The organism is Hymenobacter sediminis (assembly GCF_003231285.1).
GTDB classification, from domain to species: Bacteria; Bacteroidota; Bacteroidia; order Cytophagales; family Hymenobacteraceae; genus Hymenobacter; species Hymenobacter sediminis.
On record NZ_QKNS01000002.1, the window covers coordinates 102,101 to 127,484 of the forward strand.

Sequence of the window (25,384 nt, forward strand, 5' to 3'; positions counted from 1 at the left end):
TAACCGGCAAAACGAGCCCGCACCGATTGCGCTTTACGAGTACTGGGCACCTGCCGGTTTACTACCCCGGCCTTCCATTGGGGTTAGTAGTATAGCCCGTGTGCCACCAACCCCCGGCGGCTGTTCCACTCCAGCGCAGGAGCCGGCAAATGGAAAATGCTGGCTACGTAGAACACGCGCTTTAGCAGCTTAGAGCGGGTAGGAATGTGGCGCAGATCCACATCAAGAGAGAGGTAGTACTGGCGGTAGGGGGAGAGGCCTAGGGCGGCATTGGCATCCTGGTCGTTGTACACCATCTGCTGAGCTCCGTAGCCCACGGCCGGCTGCAGCCAGCGCGGCCAGCGGGAAGCGGCCGGCAGCCAGGCTCCTATATCCACGCACAGCCAGTAGGTCTGCCCATTATAGTCCTTCAGATATTGCTCGCCGAGGCTTTTGCCTAGCACATTGGGGCGCAGGCCGGCGTAGCGAGTTTTATGGAAGGAGTATTTAGGCATGATGCGTACCTCGTTCCAGGCCAGCTGCTGCCCAACTAAGCCTACGGAACCTAGGAAATTGGCGGCCAAATCGGTGGCGGAAGCGCCGTACTGTGGGTCGCGGCCGTCCAGGAGCTCGATGGGGCTTTGCAGCAGGAATCCCACGAAGCCACCATACCAGAGGGCTTTACGGTCGGGCACGCCGGCCCAACGCAGCATATCCACGGCCCCGCGGCTTTCGTGAAAAGCGCCCCAGAAGTGTCCGGCTTTGTCCATCTGCTTCCACTCCGGCAGGTCATTAAACCAATGCAGGCGGGTCCGCTCGCCGGTGTACCAGCTTTTGCTGAGCAGATAGAGAGTGGCAGAATACGAAACAGCCAGGCCGCCGGCCAATACTGGTAAGCGTTGGCTCAGGCGGCTGGTGTCAGGACGGGATTGCACCGGGCTGCTTTGTTTAAATTCCTTACCCCCGGTCGGGGCATCAACCCATCCCGAATCGGGGGCGGCCAGGGAGACCTGAGCCTCGGCTGGTGCGCTTAGCAGTAAGCTGCAGGCTGCTACCCCCACCCAGCGCCGAAACCCTTGGGCAGACGGCAGGCAGAAGAATGGAAAGAGCATAGCAGCGTGGAAAAAACAGCCAAAGGACAAGGACGCCAAAGCTACAACAAAAGGCGCTATTGACTTGGCGGGGTTTCAGATATTCCTCTACCTTTAATGCCCCTTTGCGCTGTTGGATGACGCTATAGTTTAGTTTGTGTCAACAGGGCATTGGTACCGTCCTTTCTTTTCCCAAATTCCCAACCCCATTTTTCATGAAAACACTTCGACTTTTACTAAGTCTGGTGGCTCTGCTGGCTGGAATGCCGGTTTTGCAGGCGCAGGTCGTCACGACCCAGCCGACCTTCTTCCGCGACACGGAGCCAGTTACCCTTATCTTCGATGCCAGCCAGGGCAATAAAGCATTAGCCAACTACACCGGCGACGTGTATATCTGGACCGGTGTCATCACCAACCAAAGCACTTCCAACTCCGACTGGAAGCACGTAAAAGGCACGAATTTCAACGTACCCACGCCCGCCGAGAAAATGACCGCGCTGGGCAACAACAAGTACAGCATCACCTTCACGCCGCGCACCTACTATCCTGGCCTCACGGATGCGGAGGTAATTCAGAAGCTGGCTATGGTGTTTCGCGGAGCCAACGGCAACCCCCAGGGCAAGGGCGACAACAACGCCGATATTCTGGTGGACGTGGCCCAGGCCGCGCTGTCGGTGGTATTTACCAGCCCGTCAGCCACGGGTGGTAACCCGGTATTTGTGAACAGCGGTACTACCCTTAGCGTGAAAGGCGAGGCTTCGGCAGCGGCTACCCTCACGCTTACAGTCAACGGCACTCAGGTAGCACGGGAGGTTAATGCCAAAACCCTCACGGCTAATGTGCCCATCACCCAAGCTGGCCGCAACGAACTGGTGCTTACCGCCACCAGCGGCTCCGCTACGGTTTCTAGTACGCTGGTGGTGTTAGCGCGCGTGCCCTTGACTGTTGCTCCGCTGCCCGCTAGTACCAAAAAGGACGGCATTACCTACCTCAACGGCGGTACCTCGGCGGTGCTGACCCTGACGGCTCCGCTGAAAAAATCGGTGTACGTTATCGGCGACTTCAACAACTGGCAGCCCGGACCTGCTTACCAGCTCAAGCGCACGGATACGACCACGGCCAACCGCGCTGCCGACGATCGGTGGTGGGTGCAGATTGACGGTCTGGACCCTAACCAGGAGTACGCCTACCAGTTTCTGGTAAACGAAACCCAGCGCGTGGCCGACCCCTTCACCGAGAAAGTGCTCGACCCCGACAACGACAAGTACATTTCGGCCGAAACCTACCCCAACCTGAAGCCTTACCCCGTCGGCAAAACCACGGGCATCGTTTCGGTGCTGCAAGGCAATGCCCCAGCGTATACTTGGCAGACCACCAACTTCCAGCGGCCCAAGCGCGCCGATATGGTGGTATATGAGCTGCTACCCCGCGACTTTATCGGTAAGCACGACTACAAGCACCTCACCGATACCTTGGCTTATCTTCAGCGCTTGGGCGTAAATGTGATTGAGCTGCTACCCCCCACCGAGTTTGAAGGCAACGAAAGCTGGGGGTACAATGTGTCGTTCTACTTTGCTCCGGATAAATACTACGGCACCAAAAACGACCTGAAGCGCTTTATCGATGAGTGCCACAAGCGCGGCATTGCGGTGGTAGTTGACATGGTGCTCAACCAGTCGTTCGGCCAGAGCCCCATGGTACAGCTGTACTTCAACGACGGCAAGCCCGCCGCCAACAGCCCCTGGTTTAACCGCGACGCCACCCACCCCTTCAACGTAGGCTACGATTTCAACCACGAAAGCCCCTACACCCGCTATTTTAGCAAGCGCGTGATGGAGCACTGGCTGAAAGAATACAACATCGACGGCTACCGCTTCGATCTGAGCAAAGGCTTTACCCAGAAGATAACCACCGACGCCGGTCCCTGGTCGGCCTACGATCAGTCGCGGGTGGATATCTGGAAAGACTACCACGATTTCCAGGTGAGCGTGGACCCAACTTCCTACGCCATTCTGGAACACCTGGGCTCTAACGACGAGGAAAAAGCCCTGTCGGACATGGGCCTGATGCTGTGGGGCAAGATGACCGACAACTACAATGAGGCCACCATGGGCTACAACGAAGGCGGCAAGTCGAACTTCAGCTACGGCTACTACGGCAGCACCAGCCAGGGCGGCCGCGGCTGGAGCCAGCCCAACCTGGTGACCTATATGGAAAGCCACGACGAGGAGCGCCTGATGTACAAAAACCTGGCCTTCGGCAATGCTGCAGGTTCCTACAGCGTGAAAAACCTGTCTACTGCCCTGGCCCGTCAGGAAATGGCTGCCGCGTTCTTTCTACCCGTGCCCGGCCCGAAAATGATCTGGCAGTTTGGGGAGCTAGGCTACGACAAGTCTATTTTCTCCTGCCCCGATGGCACTATACCTCAGCCGTATCCTAAAGACGACTGCAAGCTAAGCAACAAGCCTGCCCTCTGGGACTACGACCCGCAGTACTACAGCAAGCAGAGCCCGCGCCGCCGCCTCTACGACGTGTATCGCAGCCTGATTGCCCTGAAAACCCAGGAACCCGCCTTCGAGGACCCAGCCAGCTTCACCCAAAGCCTCAACGGCCCCGTGAAGACCATGCACCTCACCGATCCACGCCTGAACGTAACCATCGTGGGCAACTTCGATGTGCAGTCGGCTACCGTGGTGCCCAATTTCCAGGCCGCTGGCACTTGGTACAACTACCTCACCGGCGAAACTCTAACCGTAACCGACCCAGCGGCGCCGCTTACCCTGGCTCCCGGTCAGTACGCCGTATACACCTCGCGCAAGATTGCCGTGCCCGCTGGTGCCGTGCTGTCCACCAAGCGCCTGCGCGACGCAGCCGTACTGCAACTGGTGGCCCAGCCCAACCCGGCCACCCAGGTAGCCCAGTTGCGCTACTCGCTGCCGCAAACCAGCACCGTGCAGGTAACCATTACCAACCTGCTGGGTGCTACCGTGCAAACTGTGCCAGCTACTCGCCAGGGAGCCGGTGCTCACCAACTGGACCTACCCCTTGGCAACCTAGCGAACGGTGTGTACCTAGTGCAGCTAACCACCGGTGAGCAGCAGCAAGCTGTGCGGCTGGTAGTGCAGAAGTAACTACTTCGGCCTCATCTTATCATTGGCTACAAAAAAAGCCTTCCTGCATACAGGAAGGCTTTTTTGTGGGCTGGCCAGGGTTTGTGGCCTGATGAGGGGTAGGCTATTTTTTCAGTTCCTCCTCGTGGAAGGCTACCAGATCATCAATAGGGGAACGGATGATTTTACCGACCTCCATGCCATTGTCGCGGGCTACTTGGCTCAGAGCGTCGCGGAAGTTGTAACCTACCGAACCAATGCAGTTGAAGGTGTAGTCCTGGTAGTTGGGGTAGTGCCGCACAATGTTGGCGAAGAACGACTCAAAGCCCTGGAGCACAATCTCGCGGCAGTAGCTGATGTTATTGTGGTCGTAGGTGAACTTGGCGAAGCTGGCCAGAAAGCGGTTGGGCAGCGGCTGGTTGTAGAGCCGGTCCAGAATGTCATCACGGGTTAGCTTGAACTCTTGCTGGAAGATTTCCTGCAAACCATCGGGTAGGAGGTCACGCAGGTAGTCGCGCAGCAGGCGCTTACCAATGAATGAGCCGCTACCTTCATCACCTAGGAAATAGCCGAGTGAATCGACGTTATAAGTGATTTTTTCGCCGTCATAAAGGCAAGAGTTAGTACCGGTACCCAGGATGGCCGCGAAGCCAGGCTTGCGGCCCAGCAGTGCCCGGGCTGAGGCCAGCAAATCGTGGTCTACTACCACCCGGGCCTGAGGAAACACCTGGCGCATGGCTTTGGCCAGTATTTCAGCTTTCTTCGCGGAAGAAACGCCAGCGCCGTAGTAATGCACCTCTGTAACCTGCTGGCGGGGTAGGGTATCGGGCAGATTCTTCTCAAGCGAAGCGACTACGCCTTCGGTGTTGATAAAATCGGGGTTGTACCCTTCAGTGTTGAAGTACACGCGGTTACCAGCCTCATCAAGCTGGCACCAACTGCTCTTGGTCGAGCCGCCGTCGGCAATAAGAATCATATCCGGTTGGAAAGGTGAAGAAAAGTTAGGGCTGAAAGAGCTGATTTGAGCGGCCCAGTCCCAAATTTGTGGATAGTGTCAGCGAAACACGGAAAAGATTTTGGCAGAAAAAAATACTTATGCCAATTAAGCATTTCTAAAAAAGAGCTAAAAGATAACTCTTCCCTGCCCATTTAAATACGAAGCCCTATCTGAACTTCAGATAGGGCTTCGTATTTAAATGGGCAGGGAAGAGTTATTTATTTACACTGTATGAATAATTGCCTTCACCTTTGCTTAGGTCGAGAACAATTGTATAAGTGCCTGCGCCTGGGCCTTTGATATCTTTGCCTTTGTAATCAGGCTTGCCATCAGGCTCATTGTCACCCATATCAATATCATAAGCGTTATTGGCGCGGAATTTAAAGTCACCTGCAACCAAAGGCAGGGTCACTGACCAGGTGCCTTTAGTTGCATCATAGGTCATAGGGGTTTCGGTGTTCCAGCCACCAGGCGTCGCCGAGCCTATTACAGCCCACGCTGTTTTGGTGTAGGTATACTTCATAGAAGCTATATCTACATTGAAACGATAATAGCCAGCACCAGTAATTGTAATATCCTTGCCTTTAGCTGCTAGTTTACCCGTGTTCGATCCATCGTCGCCGTAATCATTATCCCAGTTGCGGGCCGGCGTGAACTTAAATGTAGCAGTAGCCGCTGGTAGGTTGATATATCCTTCGTATTTCTGGTTACTGCTAGCAGAGGCCAGGTAAGGGGCCTTATCCGGTGCCCAACCTTGATAGTCACCCGGCACAAAGATCTGCGGATAAACTACAAAGTCAGAGTACGGGGTAACCATAAGTGCACTGGCAGCAGAATAGGCCATGTTAGCCGCTGGTCCAATACTTGACTTCAGCCGGACACTTATTTCGCTGGCAACACCTGGCGTCAATTTTAATTGCAGCAGCACGTTATTTAACTCCGCGCCAGTAAGCGCCTTGCTGGTAGCATTGCCAGCTACTACTTCAACTGGAGCGCTAAAGTCGCCCCCCTTTTTATCAAATTGCAACGTGTATGTTACAGCAGCCTGATAGCCATAGGAGGTGGGGCTCCATGAGTATGTCATTGCAGTCTTAGCAGCATCTGCCTGAGTTAATACCGCAGAAGAAGAGCTAGCTGTAAGAGCAGATGATGTACCCGGTGATACGACTACTTTATCCTCGTCCTTCTCGCACGAGGATAGCAGGACTGTAGCAACCAATCCGAGGCCTGCTAATTTGGTAAACAGGTTATTCATGTGAAGATGGGAATTAGTGGAGAAGAAGATTTCCATCCCCATCCTAACAGTTGTCAGGATGGGGATGGAAAATTTTACTTAATAACCAGGGTTCTGATGACCAACCAAATTCGGGTTGGCCACGATGTCAGTAGTAGGAATGGGGAAGATTGTGCGCGTAGCTTCTACGTCGCGGCCGGCCCGTATGCCGCCTTTAAAAGGCCAGTTATAATTAGCAGTGTAGCGACCAAAGCGGATCAAATCAGTACGACGGTGACCCTCCCAAAACAGCTCACGACCCCGCTCATCTAGGATATCGGTTAGCGCTAGAGTACTAAGAGGGGCAGCGCCAGAACGGGCTCGTACAGCATTAATTTGTTCAAGAGCTGTACCTTCTGTACCACCAGTGCCCCCACGCAGCAGTGCTTCGGCGTACATCAATTTCACGTCCGCTAAACGAAACATGGGGAAGTCGGTGTCAGGGAAATTACCCTCCGTATCAGATCCAGCTACACCAGTAGAAGTGACATTGCGGAATTTGGTTACCAGAGTACCGCTGCTAAATACGGCGAGTGTATCAACATTCGGGTTTTGTGCCCGGGTGAAGAAAAGATCTTTACGGCTATCGTTGGTATTAGCCGTGGAAGTAAATAAAGCCGGTAGGTTCTGCTTAGCACGAGTACCAGCCCAACCCCCGTTAATACCAGCGCTAGCCGGCGATACAGCCCGACCTACCGCTGCATGAACCAGGAAGGTCATACCACCGAATCCCTTCGTGCGGGTTCCGTCGAAGGCAATAGGGAAGATAATCTCATCACGAGCAGCTGTCTTGTCATTGTCAGCCAAGAACAGGTTGGTATAGCTTGGGCTTAATGCGTACCCGGCCTTCAGTACTTTATTGGCATAGGTAACGGCGCTGGTTACGTATTTGGCACCGTTTGCATCAGTATCCTTTTTATTGTATACCTCGGCATTTAGATACAGCTTAGTAAGCAGCGTCCATAATACACCTTGATCAGCACGAGCGTATGATGCCCGGGGAGCCAGCAAATTTCCTTCTGATTCCAGCGCCTTCAGTTCCGACTCTACATAGCTAAATAATTCCGTGCGGTTTTTATACACAGGGTTGGTTCCAATAGCAGCCTCTTCCGTAGCAAACGGACCACCACCGAACAGGTCAATAGCATGCCAGTAGCACAACGCACGGAGTAACCGAGCTTCGGCCCGGTAAGTGCGCACTGTGCTGGCCTGATCGCCGGTGATACCGCGCTCAGAAAGGCGAGCGTCCGAAGTTTGCCGGATAAACTCGTTGCAAAGTGCTATTTCGTAATAGATACGGTCGTAAGTAGCCCGCACGAATTCGTTATCGGCGTTCCATTGGAGAGTATTCACGTTAGGAAGGTTACCGTCGTTCCAACCCAAAACGGCTTCATCAGTGGTAATCTCCTGTAGTTGCCAGTACTGGCGCAGATAGTTAGAAAAACCTTCGTCAATTCCTTGAATATCAGGGTTGCCAGCGGGACCGGTCTGGCCGCTCACAGCGAATGTTGCATACAGGCGAGCTAGTACCTGCTGGATTTTGGCTGGGTCACGGTATACTACCTCAGCGTTAGCAGAGTAGTCGGGAATCTGATCAAGGTCATTTACACACGAGGTGGGAAGGGAGAGTAACCCGCCAGCAAGTGCCAGCATTCCCAGAGTGCGAGTGAATTTGTTATACATACTACTAGGGGTGGGAATGATTAAATGCCGAGGTTAAGCCCAACAGTAAAGGTGCGGGGACGGGGATAAATGGTATTGTCAATACCACCAATTACTTCTGGGTCAATGCCCTTGTATTTAGTGATTAGGAACAAGTTCTGAACCGCAAAGGATAAGCTTAAGTTCGTACCCTTGCGGACCATCTCGCCGAAGTTATAACCGAGCGTTACGTTCTCCATTCTTAGGAAAGAGCCATTCTCTATAAAGTAGTCAGAGAAGTACTGGGCATTGCTGAAACCTGAATTTAGAACCTCTCGGTTACGGTTCACTACAAAGCCGTTAGTGCTGATATCGTAGAAGGACTCTGAGCGACGGTTGTTGTACACGTAGTTCCCCAGGTTAGAGCGCAGAGTGAAAGCCAGGTTGGCCCCGCGATAGGAAATGTTAGCACCTCCGCCAATAATGTAGTTCGGACGAGCCGACTTATAGCGGTAGCGGTCCGAGCTGTTAATTACACCGTCTCCATTACGGTCAACGTATACTCCTTCAATTGGCTTGCCGTTCGAGTCGTACACCTGCTGGTTCACATAGAACGACTGAGCCGAGTAGCCCACAGTATTAATCTGTACTTGGTTACCTACACCTCCGGCGATATTGTTACCGGTCAGCTGTCCTACGTCATTAGCTGCGCTGGAAGTGGTAAGCTTGGTCAGACGGTTTTGGTTATAAGTCAGGTTACCGTTCACAGTAATATTGAACTGGTCACCTTTTACAGCATCCACGTTGGCAATTACCTCAACACCTTTGTTCGTGAGGGAACCTACGTTAAAGGTGCCCCGGTTTGAGAGGCCAGCCAGAGCTGAGACTGTAATGGAGTTGAGCAGGTCACGGGTATCGCGCTTGTACACATCAACCGAACCGTAAAAACGCCCTCCGAAGAAACCATAGTCAATACCTGCGTTATAGGTAGTGGTAGTTTCCCAAGTGATGTTTGGGTTGTACTGGTCAGAGCGAAGCGTGCGGTAGAACTGGTCGCCGAACTGGTACTGGGCCGTAAGCGAGCTATAGCTTAGGTTAGCCAAGAAGGGGTAGTAATTGTCGCCCAGGTCCTGCTGACCAGTCTGACCGTAGCCCAAGCGCAGCTTCAACTCTGAAATAGCGTCAGAGTTCTTTAGGAAGTCCTCGCCTTTGATGCGCCATGCAAATGCAGCTGACGGGAAGAAGCCAAAATGGTCAGGGCTGAAACGCGATGTGCCATCGGCCCGGAATGTGCCTGTAAAGAGGTACTTATCGGCGATGTTGTAATTCAAACGGCCATAGAAACCCAACAGGATGTTGGTGTTCAGGTAGGTATTTTCGCCCGAATAGCTGAGCGAAACTGGTTCGAATATGCTCCGATCAGCCCGGAAGTTATCGAATACGTAGGTACGATTTTGGAACTTCTGGTAGGAGTAACCCGCTAGTAATTCCGCCCGGCCCGGTCCGAGCGTACGCTCGTACTTGGCGTACGCTTCCAGCAGAGTATTGTTGAGATCCTGCGAGTAGTTATTGTTGATACCCTGGCGGTTGAAATCCGAAGCAGCCGTGGCAGGTACGAAAATAGTGCCATCGCCACGCTGAATATCATAGCCCAGATTCAGGTTAGCACTCAAACCTGTTATGAAGGGCAGCTTGTAGTCAAGCTGGATATTGCCGATGCTCCGTTTCACCGTGCTCCGGTCGCGCCGCTGATTTATTAGACCTACCGGGTTGCGCGGGGAGAGCGTGTTAAGGCTGATTACCCCTTGGTCGTCTTTATTATTAAACTCGGTGTAGCCACCATACGCACCAAGTTGGGTGCCAGAGAGCCCAAAAGGGTTGCCCTCCGTACCGTTTACCTGCACAGGTTGGGTAGGATCGAAGCTAACAGCTGCACCAACTGCGTTTTGGTTGGAGAAGTTGTTGTCAATCCAAGACCCCTTCACATTCATAGTAACGCGCAGGTTGCCATTTAGCAGTACAGGTGTCAGGCTGAGGGCCCCGCTGAAGCGCTTCAGGTCGTTATTTTTTAGCAAGCCTTCCTGCGAAAGGTAGCCGCCGGAAATGCGGTAAGGAACCGGGCCAGCAGCGCCACTGATGCTTACGTTATTGTCAGTAGTATAAGCCTTGCGATAAATCTCCTTTTGCCAGTCAGTATTGGCTGTGCCCAGAGTAGCTAGCTGGCTAGCCGTACCCTTGGACTGGACTAACGAACGAAACTCATCGGCATTAAGAACATCGGCATACTTGGCTACTGTAGCTAAGGATTGTTGCGTCGATACATTTACATGGAACGTATCACCCTGAACCCCCTTTTTAGTAGTTACCAAGATAACACCGTTTGAAGCGCGCACCCCATAAATAGCTGTCGAAGAGGCATCTTTCAGCACCGTAATGCTTTCAATGTCATTAGGATTGATCAGCGATAACGGGTTGCTAGCTCCAGCTAGGCCAGTATTGTCAACAGGCACACCATCAATAATAATCAGGGGGCTGTTGGAAGCAGTAAGCGACGAACCACCACGGATGAGGATTTGGGAGTTCGCGCCGGGTGCACCACCGCCTGTAGTGATTTGTACGCCTGCAACCTTACCCTGTACCAGTTGCTCTGGGTTTGTAACTTGGCCTTTTACAAACTGCTTTTCTGAAATCTGCTCTACGGCTCCTGTCAGGTCCTGACGGCGCTGGGTGCCATAGCCAATTACTACGGCCTCATTTAGCAGCGTTGTATTCTCCGACATGCTCAGACCAGCAACTGCCGTGTTCTGCCCGGCCGTTACATTGATGGACTGACGTTTGGTAGTGTAGCCTACAAACGACAGCACCAAAGTGTGAGGTCCGGATGGCACGTTCTGGATTGAGAAGGTACCATCGGAGTTGGTGGATCCACCCAGGGTAGTGCCCTCAATCAGGACTGTAACACCAGGCATACCTTCACCTGTCTCATCCAGTACGCGGCCGCTCACTGTCCCGATGCCCTGCGCGTGTGCGCTGCTAACACCAACGCCTGCAACGAGCAGGGGCAGCGCCAGTTTCGCCAGATAGGGGTATTTCATTGAAAAATTGTTAGGGGTTGAAATGGATTTTTCCGGGCTAACCGGAGTGGGAATTCTTGGCGACCCCGCCAGGTAAAACCAGACGGATAAGGCAGTGAAAACTTCATTTTTAGCTTCACCGTCCGGCATACAATGTCACCAAACTGTTAAGTCTCTATGCAAGTTAAACGGCCTTGATCCAGAAAAACAATGCTGATTTAGCTAGTCTGAGAATCACAATAATTAGGTGTATGACCCGATTCTGTACTTGGGAAAAGTTACGCCGACTACCTTGTGATTTTGCAATTCTGATTTGATTCGTAGAGCCTTTGCGAAACCACATTTTTTTTCTCGACGATTGGTGGTCAACAAGGCGCTAAAAAGCTCGTCAGTACAGACCTAAAGCTCACAAAATGACGAAAAGTTATAATGCTGTATTTGCATGATGTTGGAGAGACTCAAAACTGAAATAGATTACTATAAATCTTGTATTTCGATAAGAGCTTAGTTGGTGAATGATGATTTTATTCGCAAAATATCAATTTGTGTAGCATGTAGCCTTGTAAAAGCTGATGAACTCATAGGGGCCAAATAGCTTTCAAACTCGATGAGGCAACGAGCTGATATGCAGGATATGTCAATATAGTATCAATTAAAAATCCGAATATTTCTAATTAATGGGCATCGTGATAAATAGGCTAAGAATAGGATAAGTTATCCTAACGCATGGTAGGTGACAACCGAGCGAAGTCTAATGCTAGGGTGGCTGCACAGAGAATCCAGAGATGTATAGCTGCGAGAATTATAGCCTTTTTAGTAGGATGGACGGATTGAATTATGTTGAAAAAATACAAATATTTAATCAACCTAATCTTGCCTTTTTGGTCCTTGTACAGGTGGTGGAATCTATGGTAAAGGTTGACTAGGACGCATGCTTCGTGTAAGAGTTGTAGAAAGAAGAAAGGGTGTGGGTGACCAGTCACTTTTTTGGACTATTATTCTTTATTCCCCGCCTTTTAACTTCAAAGAAGTAGGCTGATTAGCTTCCTACTTTATTGGAATTTGGAAAAGGAAATATCTGTACTTAAGCAATCTTACTCTGTTATCATATTGTAAGTAGTAATGGTCTATTAGCCTATAATTATCCTAACGAGGTAGGCGCTGGCGGGCTGGGTATGCAGGGTGTACTCTTGACTAGGCCAGTAAATAGGCGCCAAGAGTATGTTTACAGCTTCACCACTTTATGCGTAGATGATTACTAGTCGCGGCGCAAGCGAATCAGGGGGATACTAGGCGGCGCTTGCTGGGGTCGGATGGGCTAGGAAGACTGAGAATGTGCATATATCGCCCCGTGAGGATGCACAGTCCTGCCTCTTCCGTGGCTGGCTGCTCCAGGGAGTATTCCAGCGTAAGTTGATCCGTGTACGGTTTTAAAAATACCTGAGCCGTAGCAGCCGCCAGAGCAACTGTTGAGGTAGCTGTCACTGTGGTCGAATCAACTCCATATTATTAAGAGCCCAGATGTTGCCAACTGTTAGAGCAGCCCGATTGCTGCCTGCCTATTCATGACGGTGATGTCCGGCACTTCCAACTAACCTAATCGGCTGAGGCTGGCACTGTTGTATTGCGCTCGGCCTCCCAGAATATGAGGCATAGAGCTGGCAGATGCTCTAGCCCGCCCGCAGCTTCCGTTTCTGTCATTCAGTTCACATCTGCGCCTTTGGCAAAAACTGGTGTTTGCGCCCGTACTACAGGCCAATAAATGCCGTGACCAGAAGACCTATAAAGCACAGAAGCTTCTTTATACAGGAATGGCAGTAGGGTAGGAAGAAGCAGAAACAAAAATCAGCTAGACGAAACTCTGCTTCCTGAAGCGGTTAAAAAGCAGCTTGGTGGTTAGCGGGCCGTCAGGGTGAGCGTACTGTTTGGCATCCCAGCGGCTTCGGCGGTTATCTGTACTTTGCCTGGCTTCGTGCCCGCCCGCACTAGCACGGCGGCAATACCGGCTTCCGCTGGCACCGGGTTGTCGCCGATGAGTTCGGCCCCCTGTACCGTGAAGCGGATGGAGGTAGTAGCATCCGGCACCACGGTCCCAGTAGCATCTACCACCGAGGCGTACACGAATACCGCGTCTTGACGACCAGCGCGCAGGTCGCGGCCACTTTGTCTGTAAGTAAGCTGCAAGTGATGAGGTGCGCCCGGTGTGCGGCGCGAGTGCTCAGCGGCCACTTTCCCGTTCAAATAGGCCACGGCCCGCAGCGTACCGGTACTAAAAGGTGGGACGGTAAACGTAAACGAAGGGTGGAGCAAGTGCTCGGAGTATCGGTCCTGGTCTGGACGCTGCCGGGCAACCGCTTTCCCATCTAGCTGTAATTCTACCTCCTGGCAGTTGCTATACACCCGCACTTGGTGTGGGCTGGGGCTGGCCTGGGCGTAGCTGGCCACGTACACCATCGGCTTATTGAACCCAAGAGCATCGGGCACGGGGCCGTTCTGGCTCTGGTAGAAGTAGTAGGCAAACTTGGGAAGGCGGAAAATGTCGCTGATGCCCGACGACTCGATATCCGGGGCGTAGCCGCGCTTGTAATCAAACATCAGCCAGTTAGCGTCGCCAAGGGCCGGACCGATAAAGTTGTCGTTGTGAGCCTCCTGGAAGTTGAGGGCCTGTTGAATCAGGGCTTGCTCGCCCTGTCCGCGCAACTGCCGCGAGGTGCGCTCTGATTCTTTCAGGCCAGAAAAGGCCGTTTGGTTGAAGCCCGCGTTGTGAGCATAATACTCCCAGTCGCCGTACTCGCAGAGCAGCAAGGGACGGTTGCCGCTGTACTTGTGCCAGTAGTCGGGGGCTTTCAGATGCTGACGGGCCGGAATAAACACGTCGTAAGCATAGTCAAGCCAGCCGCAGGTGTACACGCCCTCAGTCCAGGGCAGCTCTTGGTGTACAGCTTGATGGGCTTGCTCCATGAAGGACTTGCTCATGTCAGTTTCGTTGAGCGCAGCCTCCCAGAGCACAATGCTGGGGTGATTCCGGTCGCGGCGCACCATGTCGCGCACGTTCTGCAGGCTATTGCGCTGGAAGGCCTCATCACCGAAAAACTGCCAGCCCGGAATGGAGTTCATCACCAGCAGACCCAGCTCGTCGCAAGCTTGCAAGAAAGCTGGGGAGGGCGGATAATGCGAACAGCGCACGAAATTGAAGCCCGCGTCCTTGATCTGCCAGGCGTCGCGGTACTGCATTTCATCGGAAGCGGCGTAGCCCAAGTACGGGTACTCCTGGTGGCGGTTAGTGCCGCGCAGGCGAGTTTTCTGGCCATTGAGGTAGAACCCATCCTTGGCAAAGCGGATGGTGCGTACGCCCGTGGTCAGGGTCTGGTGGTCTACTACCTTGCCGTTGCGCAGCACCTCTACTTCCAGTTGATACAGTGTGGGGCGCTCGGGCGTCCAGAGCTGGGGCTGGGCAATGGTCAACTGCTGATTTACCCGACCGAAGTTGTTGGGTGTTACAGAAGTGGGCTGGCTTTCCGTGCGGCCTACTTGCTTGCCTTTGGCGTCGCGCAGGGTAGCGCGCACCTGCACATTGCTGGGCTGAAGGGCGTCATTCTGCACTTCCGTTTGCACCTCTAGGGTAGCCGATTTAGGGCTCACCGCCGCATAATGCAACAGAATGCCACCCCCTGCCGGCCGATTAGCCTGCACGGGGTCAGAGATATGCACCGGGTCCTGCACTTGCAGCTCTACGGAACGGTAAAGGCCGCTGTAAAAGTTAAAGTCGAGGTCTTTGAGGGGCTTACCAGGCGGTACGGCGGGGTTATCCTCGTTGTTGAGCTTTACCAGCAGACAGTTTTCCTGCCCAAATTTCACTTGGCGCGAGATGTCCACGGTGAAAGGCAGGTAGCCGCCCTGGTGACGCTGCAGGCGCTGCCCGTTCAGGTATACATCGGCGGTGTGCATTGCCGCCCCAAAGTGCAAGGCCACCCGCTTCCCGGCGTCGGCGGCAGAAACCTGGAAAAACTTGCGGTAGAAACAGGTGCCCTGCCACTGGCGCTTATCCGTGACAACGGGCTCCAGCTGGGCCGTGTGAGGTAGGGAAATTGCCTGCCAGGGAGTAGCAGCTCCGGCTGATTTGGCAAAACAGGTGGGCGTAACTACCGTGTCAATGTCCTTGACAAACTGCCAGTCTTGGTTGAAGTTACCGGCGGGAGAAGCAGCGGAACGGCTGGGCTGCTGGGCGCACTGGGCCAGGGCTGCCACCATCAGCAGTCCTCCGCCTAGGCGGGAGAGAGTAGTTGAAATAGGCCGGAAATCAGGCATGATTTAGCGCAGAAAAACAGATTCAAGATCAACGTGCAACTGGCCCGTGGTGGGCGCGGGCGCATCTAGCACCACCTGCAGCACCTCCGTTTCAGGGAGGCGCAAGGCAGGCTGGGTAGCAGGCTGATAGGTTAGAGGCAAGAAACCGGGGTAGGGGCGGGGCATTAGTAGCAGCCCATCAGGCCGGAATGCGCTTAACGGAACGCGCAACTCCTGCATTTCCGGATTCAGCTGCACAGTAGCCGAGTATGCCACGGCGTCCTTGGTCATCAGTACCACTTTTACCGGAGTAGCGCCCTGACTGGCGCGGCCTCTTAGCACTACCTCCTGAAATCCGTGCAACTCCGACGCCCGACCTGCCAGCCTGTCGGCGAAGTACAAACGCAGAGCGGCCGCCGGGCCAGTAGCCGACGTAGTTGACTGAGGCTGAGCAGGGCGCGGGGCGCTCTGCACTAGGCGCAGGGCCAAACTGCCGGCTGATGTGGTCACATAATCGGTCCAGGCAGTGGAGCTTATGCTGCGGGCTTCAACCAGCTCCTGGTCCTTACTAGCCTGGAACAGGGGTAGGGGAGTGCCGGCCGCTACAATAGGTACCGAAAAGTGCTCGGGGTGATAGTAGTCCCAGTCGCGGGGCTGGCCGGCGTGCCCGCCAGGGAAAGTGGTAGCCTGCTGACCCTTGCGCAGTACAATCCAGTAGCGCAGCTCGCCGGGGTAGAGTAAATCGGTAGGAACGGTGGCTTCTACGGTAGCGTAGCTGGTAGTCGTCATGGGCAGCACGCGGGTGTTGCCGTAGTAGTGCTGGGCCACCAGGAATACGCTGTCCTGGGGCTCGGCACCAGTCAGCAGGGCCTTAATCCGCACGGGTTGTCCGGCCGAAACCTGGGCTGGAGCTGTATGGCGTACCTGCGGACCGAGCTTGGTAGCGGCCGGCGCGGCAAACTCCCCAAGTTTGATCTGGTTGAAAGCAGTTTGAGCTGTGAACTTAGTAGTGGATTTTCCTGCTGCTGCCAGCAGGTACACGCCGGGCCGCACGGTGGTGCTGCCATCGTTGGCCTGCGCCTGCACGGTGTTGCTTTCGTTCAGGCCCCGCACGCTGTAGTTGCTACCCAGCTCCGGCAGCATAACCCGCAGCGGTTGCGTATTCCACAAAACCTGGGTGACGGGCTTGCTGAGCGAGGCCTTTTCAAACGGGTCTCGGATGGGTACTGCATCGGGCAGCACTTCCAGCCGCCACACGCCCGGCGCTATACGATCAAGGAAGTAAGCGCCGGTGCCACCGTAGCGAACCACTTTCGAAGAGCCTACCCCTGCTATGTGCTGCAAGCTGCCAGCCTTTTTAGGTTGGGTGCTGGTTGAAGCCGTATAATAAAATTCCTCCGGCGTGTTCATCTCGCTCAGGCCCTCCCGGTAGCTGACTCGGAAGGCGTTGAACACCGAATCCTGGGGGTAGCGTGGAAACGTTTGACCCCGGCCCACACGGTGAAATACCTTGGAGGCAATCAACATGCTTAAAGCCTTAGCCGGGGTGTAAGCTAGGTTCAGGTAGTGGGTCTGGTACTCGGTGTTGGCAAAGGCAATGGCCATCGGGTCGTAGGCGAACTGCGTGGCCCACTGAAACCCAGCCTCCCGGAAACTACGCGCCATAAACGGGTACATCACCGGCTGGATAATATCAGCCGATTCAAACTCGTAAATCATGCGCGCCTTACTGGTGAAGCGCTTGTCCTGCCGGAATGGGATGGGGTACTGATCTACGTAGGGTAGGAAGTTGCCGCGCAGGGTGTGCCCGCTCACCAGCCCTTGCGGGTACCACTGAAACGTGAGCCCGTCCACTTTGGCATTCAGAATAGCCTCGTATACCTCCGGATTTTCCGACACGTTATAGAATACCGGCTTGCGGCAGCCCGTGGCCCGAATGGCTTGGGACATGCGGTCGGCGAAGGCCGTCACCTGGGTCTCGGGCTTGTTATAGCGGGGCTCGTTGCACACCTCGAAAGCAATGATGTCAGGGTCTTCGCGGTTGAGCTGCTTGGTGTAGGGATTACGGTGGTTGAGAAACTGCGTCAGGTAGCGCTCCTGGGCCTCAATAGCACGCGGATTGGTATAGGCCTCTGTTTTGGAATAGATGCTAGAAAAGCCTGTACCTGTGTCCTGCTCGGGGTAGCCATTATTCCAATAAGCAATCGGCGTCAATATGACCTTAATGCCGCGCTGCTTCAGTTGGGCTATCAGAAAATCGAGTAAGCGTAGGTGTTCGTTTTCCTGCAGATTGCCTAGTGTATCAGTAATTTCCACGTCCCAGACGTGTACTCGGAAGGCATCCAGGCCCAGCCGCGACATGTGATACACATCCTGCGTAATGGCCTGCTCCAAATTAACCCCTAACCGCTGGTGCATACGATAGGCGTGGGCAAAAGGCGCGGTATAATTCACCCCGAACAGCGACACTTCTTGCTTGCCCTTCTGCCAGCGCAGCACACCTTGCTTATCCACGAACACGTCGCCGGTGGGCTGTTGCTTAGAGGTTTGGGCCGCGGCAGGGGATAGGGCCGCCACGCCCGAAATAAAAATAGAAGAAAGCAGAAGCGGTAAGCGGTTCAACATAGGTGGAAAGCGAAAGGAAAAGTGCGGTGATACAGGGCCGCCGAAAAATAGGCTATTATTCTGTTTTACGCAAACGTTTGCACTGTTCGTAGGCTTTGTCTCACGGCTGCTAGAGCGAGCGAAAAAACTCGTAAAATGTATTCTACTGCGTTTTTACGCCATTTTGCGGCTATGATCAGGATTATAAATCCTGAGTTTTATTTTTTCAATATACTCTGTCAATCTCACCCTAGATTAATTATTACGCATTCGATTGTGTTGCTCTCGTAATAGCTAAGTTGATTATGCGCCAAGGTCTTGTTCAACATTTACTCCAGCGCTCCGCCTAAAGATGTTCAGTCCAACTTTTACCAAGGCTCAGGTAGCCCGCGCCATGTTATCGCGCCTGACTGCTTCCCGGCTGCCAATATGATGACTATCGGGGTGTATCACTACCCCGAGGCGTGGCCGAAAAATATCCTGAAGTGCTGTATGAGAGACGCCAAGAGCTGCCATATGCAGCACGGTACTCGGGAGCCGAGCAACTGCAGCTCCCCACTGTTCCGGCAGTATGTCGCTGCTAGTCAGTAACCGGGAACTGTTACCGGGCGCCGTGGCCGTACGGTAAAATTTATACGGAAGAAGGAGGGAGTAAAGGGTGCTGAACAGCGTGCGTTTATCTTCGTTATCTGAATGTTAATTCCTGCTTTTTCATCTGCTATGCGTATTTCTTTCCTGCTTGGCATGCTCTTGTGGATGAGCGGGGCGCATGCCCAAACCACGTTTAAGCTGACCCAGGTGCCACCCTGTACACCCGCGGGAGCTACCCTGTATCTGGCCGGCTCGTTTAACAACTGGCAGCCGGGTAGCCCTACGTACGCTTTCAACCGCAACCCCAACGACGGCACTTACCAGCTGACCCTACCTGCCTCCGTGACGGGAAACCTCACGTACAAAATAACCCGCGGCTCCTGGGAAACCGTGGAAACGGATGCCGCCGGCAACGACGTGCCGAACCGGGAGTTTACGGCTGGCCAGGGGGTAGGAGAAGTTACGCTTACCGTGCTGAATTGGAAGGACCTGTCGGCCAAGCCCGTGGCCCGCGCCTGCCAAAGCACCGCCCGGCGGCCCAACGTGCAGGTCATCAGCACGGAGTTTGCCATGCCCCAGCTGGGCCGCACCCGTCGCGTGTGGGTGTATCTGCCCAACGACTATGCCGCTAATACTGCCAAACGCTACCCCGTGCTGTACATGCACGACGGCCAGAACGTGTTTGATGCCTGCACCAGCTTTTCGGGCGAGTGGGGGGTAGATGAAGCCCTGAGCCAATTGCAGCAGCAGGGCCTAGACGCGGTGGGCTGCATCGTGGTGGCCGTGGACAACGGCGGCTCGGAACGGATGAATGAACTCTCGCCTTGGAAAAACCTCGAGTACGGCGGCGGGCAAGGCGACCAGTACGTGGATTTTCTGGTGCAGACTCTGAAGCCCTACATCGACCTGCATTATCGCACCCTCTCGGGCCGGGAGTTTACGGGCATTGCGGGCAGCAGCATGGGCGGGCTGATTTCGACTTACGCAGCCCTAAAATACCCGCAGGTGTACAGCAAAGTGGGCGTGTTTTCGCCGGCGTTCTGGTTTGCCAAGGATTCCTTGTTTGGATACTTGCAGCAACACCGCCCGCAGCCCGGCACCCGGTTTTACTTCGTAAGCGGCACGACGGAAAGCGAAACGATGGTGCCCCTGATGAAGGCTGTGCACGACACCCTGGCGCGAGCTAAGGTCAGTTTGCAATACACTATCCCCGCCGATGGCAAACACGCCGAATGGTTCTGGCAGCGGGAGTTTCCGGCGGCTTACCAGTGGCTGTATGGGCGAAAAGATGATGCAAACCCGGAGCCGCTGGCTTATAGTGCCTACCTGAATCCGGAGCAGAACCGGCTGGAGGTGTACCTGCCTCAGGATCATGAGAAGGGTAGGGTAGAGGTGTTGAACTCGGAGAAGCAGGTAGTCCTGGCCAAGAAGGTGAAAAGCCGCCGCGCCGTGGATATGCGCCGCCTACTCCCCGGCAGCTACGAAATACGGGTTAGCGCCGACCGGCAGCAGGGCCGGCAGTACCTGCGGAAACCCTAAATGCCGGGCGTGAGAACCAGCGGATAAAAAATTCGGGCCTGTGCTTGCGAAAAATTCAACTCAGCTTACCTTTGCCCCGTTCAACGCCCAAACCTATTCGGCAATGACCTTCTCAATGACGCAGCAAGCATGGTGGTGGCCCTACGGAAATTCCGGACGGGACAGCATGTGCGTGCGCTAAGGTCAACTGAACCACTACCTTCGCAAAAGCTCAAAAGCCCGGCCGCCCCGCCGGGCTTTTTTTATTTCCCGGCGCTGGTCACCCTCCATTCTCCACAACCAGCCGATGAAAACCTTCCAACTGCATACCCGCTTCCTGCGCGTTCTGGCCGATACGGTAACCCCCGTAGGCCTCTACCTACGCCTGCGCGACCGGTATGCCAACTGCCTGCTGCTGGAAAGCTCCGACTACCACGGCCAGCAAAATGCCTTCAGCTACCTCGCCTTCGACCCCCTGGCCCGCTTCGAGCTGAGCGGCTCTGAGCTGACCCTGACCTACCCCGACGATAGCACCGAAACCGAAGTCCTGGCCGAGCCCCGGCAGGCTCTGGCCCGCTTGCAGGAGTTTGCCGGCTGCTTCCAGACTGAAGATACTGGCCACGATTTCATCACGGGCGGACTGTTTGGCTACCTGGGCTACGAGGCCGTGCAATATTTCGAGGACCTGGAACTGAACTCTGAAAAGGCTGCTGCCGGCCAGATTCCCGACATCCTGTACAGCACCTACCGCTACGTTATTGCCGTCAACCACTTCCGCAACGAGTTGTATGTGTTTGAGCACACGCTGGCCGGGCAAACGCTGGACGAAGATGGCCTTACCCGCTTGGTGAATCTGATCCGGAACCCGTCCCTGCCCGACTTCAAGTTTAAGACGGTAGGCGAGGAGCAGACCAACCAGACCGACGAAGAGTTCCTGAAGGTGCTGGCCGAAGGGCAGCAGCACTGCCGCCGCGGCAATGTGTTCCAGATTGTGCTGTCGCGGCGGTTTCAGCAGGGTTTCAGCGGCGACGAGTTCAACGTGTACCGGGCGCTGCGCTCCATCAACCCCTCGCCCTACCTGTTTTACTTCGATTACGGCTCGTTCAAGATTTTCGGCTCCTCGCCCGAAACCCAGCTGCTGATCAAAGGGCGCCAGGCCAGCCTGTACCCCATTGCCGGCACCTTCCGCCGCACCGGCCACGATGCCGAAGATGCTGCCCTGGCCCAGAAACTAGCCGACGACCCCAAGGAAAACGCCGAGCACGTCATGCTCGTGGACCTGGCCCGCAACGACCTGGCCCGCCACGGCGACGAGGTAAAAGTGAAGGTGTTCCGCGAAATCCAGTACTACTCCCACGTTATCCATTTGGTCAGTGAGGTGACGGCCCGCCTAGCGGCAGAAGCCAGCCCCTTGCAGGTAGTGGCCGATACCTTCCCGGCTGGTACGCTTTCCGGCGCCCCTAAGCACCGCGCCATGCAGATTATCGACTCGCTGGAGCCCACCGCCCGCGGCTACTATGGCGGGGCCATCGGCCACCTGGGCTTCAACGGCGACTTCAACCACGCCATCATGATTCGCTCCTTCCTGAGCACGGCCGGCCAGCTCTACTTCCAGGCCGGTGCGGGGGTAGTAGCTGCCTCCGATATCAACTCCGAACTCAACGAAGTACACCACAAACTAGCTGCTCTGCGCAAGGCCCTGAAAGAAGCCGAGTTAGTTTAGAGAGAAAAGAAAGGAAGTAGTGTCATGCTGAGCTTGTCGAAGCATCTCTACCTCTGGTTAACCAATTGACATGGCAACGAAGCGGTAGAACTACTTCAACTGTGCTGAGCATGACGGTTTAATAGAATACTAAACACCCGAGTACCACCCCCCAAATGAAAATCCTCGTCATTGATAACTACGACTCCTTCACCTACAACCTTGTGCAGGTGCTGCGGGAGCTAGGGCATACCGATAACGTCACGGTGATTCGCAACGACAAGCTGGCGGTGGAAGACGTAGCCGGCTACGATGCCGTGCTGCTTTCCCCCGGTCCGGGTGTACCAGCTGATGCCGGGCTGATGCCGGAAATCATTCGCCAATACGCTCCCACCAAGCGCATGCTGGGTGTGTGCCTGGGCCACCAGGGCTTGGCCGAGAGCTTCGGCGGCGAGCTATACAATATGCCTGATGTGCTCCACGGTTTGGCTACCGATGCCCAGGTAACGGCCGAGGACCGCCTGTTTGCCGGCTTGCCCCCGCAATTCAAGGTAGGGCGCTACCACTCCTGGAGCGTGCTGCCGGAGTCGGTACCGGCGGCGCTGGAAGTAACGGCCGTGGATGCCAACGGCCAAGTGCTGGCCTTCCGTCACCGCGAGTACGACGTGCGCGGTGTGCAGTTCCACCCCGAGTCTATTCTGACCGAGCACGGCCACCAGATGCTGGCCAACTGGTTGGCCTAACCCATGGGGGTAGGCGCTTGCCCGACCTCCGCCGCTGCTCTTCTTTCGATTCCCACCCAAACAGCTGAACGCTCATGGCCGCCAGCTACCCCTCATACGTGAAACAGATCCTGAATCAACTCTTCGACCAGCAGCAGCTCACCCACGCCGAGGCGCACGAGGCCATGCTGCGCATCGGGCAGGGCGAGGCCAACGCCTCGGAAATGGCGGCCTTCATGACGGTGTACCGCATGCGGCCCATTGCCGTGCCGGAGCTGGCCGGTTTCCGCGAGGCCCTGCTGAGTTTGAGCCGTGACCCGGAGCTAGGCACCCACGACACGGTAGATATTGTGGGTACCGGCGGCGACGGCAAAGACACGCTCAACATCAGCACGCTGGCCTGCTTTGTGGTGGCGGGCGCCGGCTACAAGGTGACCAAGCACGGTAACATTGGGGTGTCGTCGGTGTGTGGGTCGTCGGATGTACTGGCGCAGTTGGGGGTTGATTTCGGGGTAGGAAACGACGTGCTGAAGCAGCAGTTGGAGCAGGCCAACATCTGCTTTCTGCACGCTCCGTCGTTTCACCCGGCCATGCGCTACGCCGGGCCAGTGCGGCGCGAACTGGGGGTGCGCACCTTCTTTAACATCCTGGGCCCCTTGATTAACCCCGCCCGCCCGAAATACCAAGTAGCCGGCACGTTCAGCCTGGAGCTGCTGCGCCTCTACCACTACCTGCTGCAGCAAACCGAAACCCGCTACGCCGTGGTGCACGCCCTCGATGGCTACGATGAACTCTCCCTGACCGGGGCCGCCAAGCTGGCTACGCCCGCCGGCGAGCAACTCCTCTCGGCCACTGACCTGGGCCTGACTGCCACCCGCCCCGAAGAGCTGGCAGGCGGCCGCACCCCGCAGGAATCGGCTAAGCTGTTCCTGCAGGTGCTAGAAGGCCGCGCCACCCGCGCCCAGCGCGACGTGGTAACGGCCAACGCGGCCCTGGCCATTGGTTGCCTGGAGCCCACGTTCAGCTTTGCCGAGGCCCTGGCCGCCGCCCAGGAATCTTTGGATTCTGGTCGGGCCCGGCAGGCCCTGCGCAAGCTGGTGTCCGTCACGCACAGTCACGCTACTACCTTATAAGTCTTGACAAGGGGTAGCCGCTAATCCACCGAAATACGTGGTAGCTGGCTCTCTTTTCTCCTGAATGCTGTTCACCCAATTCCAAGCCGCTAGGTAGGAATTCACCTTCAAACCCCGCCGCACACCATCGGCGGCCCGCCAATGCCTACGATTCTCGACCAAATCATTGCCCACAAGCGCCAGGAAGTAGCCGACCGCCAAAGCCTAGTACCGGTAAAGCTGCTGGAAAAAAGCCTCTACATGCCGGCCCAGCCCCTGAGCCTGCGTCGTTACCTGCTGCGCGACGACCTAAGCGGCATCATTGCGGAGTTCAAGCGCAAGTCGCCGAGCAAGGGCTTCATCAACCCCCACGCCCCGGTAGAGCGCACTACGCTGGGGTACATGCAGGCCGGCGCTTCGGCCCTGTCGGTGCTGACGGATACTGAGTTTTTTGGGGGCAAGAACGAGGACCTGATTACGGCTCGCCGCTTCAATTTCTGCCCCATCCTGCGCAAGGATTTCGTGGTGGATGAGTACCAGATTCTGGAAGCCAAGAGCATTGGTGCCGATGCCGTGCTGCTGATTGCGGCTGTACTGTCGGGGGAGGAAGTGCTGCGCCTGGGCCGCCTGGCCAAAAGCCTGGGCCTGGAAGTGCTGCTCGAAATCCATAACGCCGAGGAGCTCGACAAAACCCTGCACCCCGACGCGGTGAGCCTGGTAGGCGTGAACAACCGCAACTTGCACGACTTCAGCGTGAGCCTGGATACTTCCGGCGAACTGGCCCAGCGCATCCCCGCCGAGTTCGTGAAAGTGACGGAAAGCGGCCTGACCTCGGCTGCCGACATTGAGGCCCTGCGCCAGGTAGGCTACCGCGGCTTCCTGATCGGCGAGACGTTTATGCGCCACTCCCGTCCCGAGAAAGCCTGCGCCGCCCTGGTGCAACAGCTCCGCGCTACCGAAGCCGTAACTCTACTCTAATGAGCGTGCGCCTGAAAGTCTGCGGCATGGCCCGGCCCGACAACCTGCGGGCGGTAGCCGCCCTACGCCCCGACTTTCTGGGCTTCATCTTCTACCCGAAGTCCCGGCGCTACGCCGCCCCCACGCTCTCGCCCGCCGCTGCCGCTGCGGTGCCTGCCGGTATTCAAAAGGTAGGCGTGTTTGTGGATGAGGACACGGCCGTCATTCAGGAGCGTATTACCGAGTACGGCTTGCAAGCCGTGCAGCTCCACGGCTCCGAAACGCCCGAAACCTGCGGGTTGCTGCGCGCCGCGGGGGTAGCGGTTATCAAGGCGTTTGCGGTGGGAGAGCAGTTCGACTTCGAGCGGTTGCGGCCCTACCTGGGGGTAGTCGACTACTTCCTCTTCGATACAGCCGGCGCCCAGCCCGGCGGCAACGGCACCGCCTTCGACTGGAAACTGCTGCAGAATTACGCCTTGCCAGTGCCTTATTTCCTGGCCGGTGGGCTGGCCCTGGAACACGCTGACACGCTACGCAACCTGCAGCTCCCTGGCCTGTTTGCCCTGGACCTGAACAGCAAATTTGAAACGGAGCCCGGTCTGAAAGACGCCGATTTGCTGCGCCAGATGTTTAGTCAGTTACGAGCCTGATGAAATTTCGCGCAGAGCCTTGCAATGGAAAAAACGCCGCACTTCGCGGTGGTCCTTCCTTGTGAAACTCTGCGCT

14 protein-coding genes are annotated in these 25,384 nt (G+C 55.5%); 7 read left to right on the plus strand and 7 right to left on the minus strand.

Annotated features, from left to right (window positions below):
- Window positions 1-83 precede the first annotated feature (83 nt).
- Window positions 84-1,091 carry a DUF2279 domain-containing protein gene (locus DNI29_RS07055; protein ID WP_110977397.1) on the minus strand — a complete coding sequence of 336 codons (1,008 nt, stop codon included), beginning with the start codon at window positions 1,089-1,091 and terminating at the stop codon, window positions 84-86.
- Between the two features lie 194 nt (window positions 1,092-1,285).
- Between DNI29_RS07055 and DNI29_RS07060 the strand changes: the two genes are divergently transcribed.
- Window positions 1,286-4,201 (plus strand): alpha-amylase family glycosyl hydrolase, encoded by a 2,916-nt coding sequence (locus tag DNI29_RS07060; protein ID WP_110977398.1) that lies wholly within the window; start codon window positions 1,286-1,288, stop codon window positions 4,199-4,201.
- Window positions 4,202-4,304: 103 nt separating this feature from the next.
- Here DNI29_RS07060 and DNI29_RS07065 read toward each other — a convergent pair whose 3' ends face one another.
- The 6 genes from DNI29_RS07065 to DNI29_RS07090 form a co-directional block, all read right to left on the minus strand.
- Entirely contained in the window at window positions 4,305-5,156 is an 852-nt protein-coding gene (locus tag DNI29_RS07065) for an N-acetylglucosamine kinase (protein ID WP_110977399.1), read from the minus strand.
- A gap of 235 nt (window positions 5,157-5,391) precedes the next feature.
- Entirely contained in the window at window positions 5,392-6,432 is a 1,041-nt protein-coding gene (locus DNI29_RS07070; RefSeq protein ID WP_162303536.1) for a SusE domain-containing protein, read from the minus strand.
- Window positions 6,433-6,510: 78 nt separating this feature from the next.
- Window positions 6,511-8,133: a RagB/SusD family nutrient uptake outer membrane protein gene (locus tag DNI29_RS07075; RefSeq protein ID WP_110977401.1), complete on the minus strand. Its 1,623-nt coding sequence runs from the start codon at window positions 8,131-8,133 to the stop codon at window positions 6,511-6,513.
- A 20-nt stretch (window positions 8,134-8,153) separates the two neighbouring features.
- Window positions 8,154-11,186, minus strand: coding sequence for a SusC/RagA family TonB-linked outer membrane protein (locus DNI29_RS07080; RefSeq protein ID WP_110977402.1), 3,033 nt, complete (start codon window positions 11,184-11,186; stop codon window positions 8,154-8,156).
- A 1,875-nt stretch (window positions 11,187-13,061) separates the two neighbouring features.
- Window positions 13,062-15,473 (minus strand): glycoside hydrolase family 2 protein, encoded by a 2,412-nt coding sequence (locus DNI29_RS07085; protein WP_202910391.1) that lies wholly within the window; start codon window positions 15,471-15,473, stop codon window positions 13,062-13,064.
- Between the two features lie 3 nt (window positions 15,474-15,476).
- The gene (locus DNI29_RS07090; protein WP_110977403.1) at window positions 15,477-18,077 is read right to left on the minus strand and encodes a cellulase family glycosylhydrolase; all 2,601 of its coding nucleotides are present in this window, start codon (window positions 18,075-18,077) and stop codon (window positions 15,477-15,479) included.
- 699 nt (window positions 18,078-18,776) lie between these two features.
- On the opposite strand from DNI29_RS07090, the gene DNI29_RS07095 reads away from it, so the two are divergent.
- The 6 genes from DNI29_RS07095 to DNI29_RS07120 all read left to right on the plus strand — a co-directional run bounded on the left by DNI29_RS07095 (window position 18,777) and on the right by DNI29_RS07120 (window position 25,308).
- Entirely contained in the window at window positions 18,777-20,186 is a 1,410-nt protein-coding gene (locus tag DNI29_RS07095) for an alpha/beta hydrolase-fold protein (RefSeq protein ID WP_162303537.1), read from the plus strand.
- 286 nt (window positions 20,187-20,472) lie between these two features.
- Window positions 20,473-21,888: an anthranilate synthase component I family protein gene (locus tag DNI29_RS07100; protein WP_110977405.1), complete on the plus strand. Its 1,416-nt coding sequence runs from the start codon at window positions 20,473-20,475 to the stop codon at window positions 21,886-21,888.
- 155 nt (window positions 21,889-22,043) lie between these two features.
- Window positions 22,044-22,610 carry an anthranilate synthase component II gene (locus DNI29_RS07105; RefSeq protein WP_110977406.1) on the plus strand — a complete coding sequence of 189 codons (567 nt, stop codon included), beginning with the start codon at window positions 22,044-22,046 and terminating at the stop codon, window positions 22,608-22,610.
- A gap of 98 nt (window positions 22,611-22,708) precedes the next feature.
- Complete coding sequence (gene trpD, locus DNI29_RS07110; RefSeq protein ID WP_110977765.1) at window positions 22,709-23,722, plus strand: anthranilate phosphoribosyltransferase; 1,014 nt, start codon at window positions 22,709-22,711, stop codon at window positions 23,720-23,722.
- A 141-nt stretch (window positions 23,723-23,863) separates the two neighbouring features.
- Complete coding sequence (gene trpC, locus DNI29_RS07115; protein WP_110977407.1) at window positions 23,864-24,679, plus strand: indole-3-glycerol phosphate synthase TrpC; 816 nt, start codon at window positions 23,864-23,866, stop codon at window positions 24,677-24,679.
- Window positions 24,679-25,308: a phosphoribosylanthranilate isomerase gene (locus tag DNI29_RS07120; RefSeq protein WP_110977408.1), complete on the plus strand. Its 630-nt coding sequence runs from the start codon at window positions 24,679-24,681 to the stop codon at window positions 25,306-25,308. The genes trpC and DNI29_RS07120 overlap by 1 nt, the downstream gene beginning before the upstream one ends.
- Window positions 25,309-25,384 lie beyond the last annotated feature (76 nt).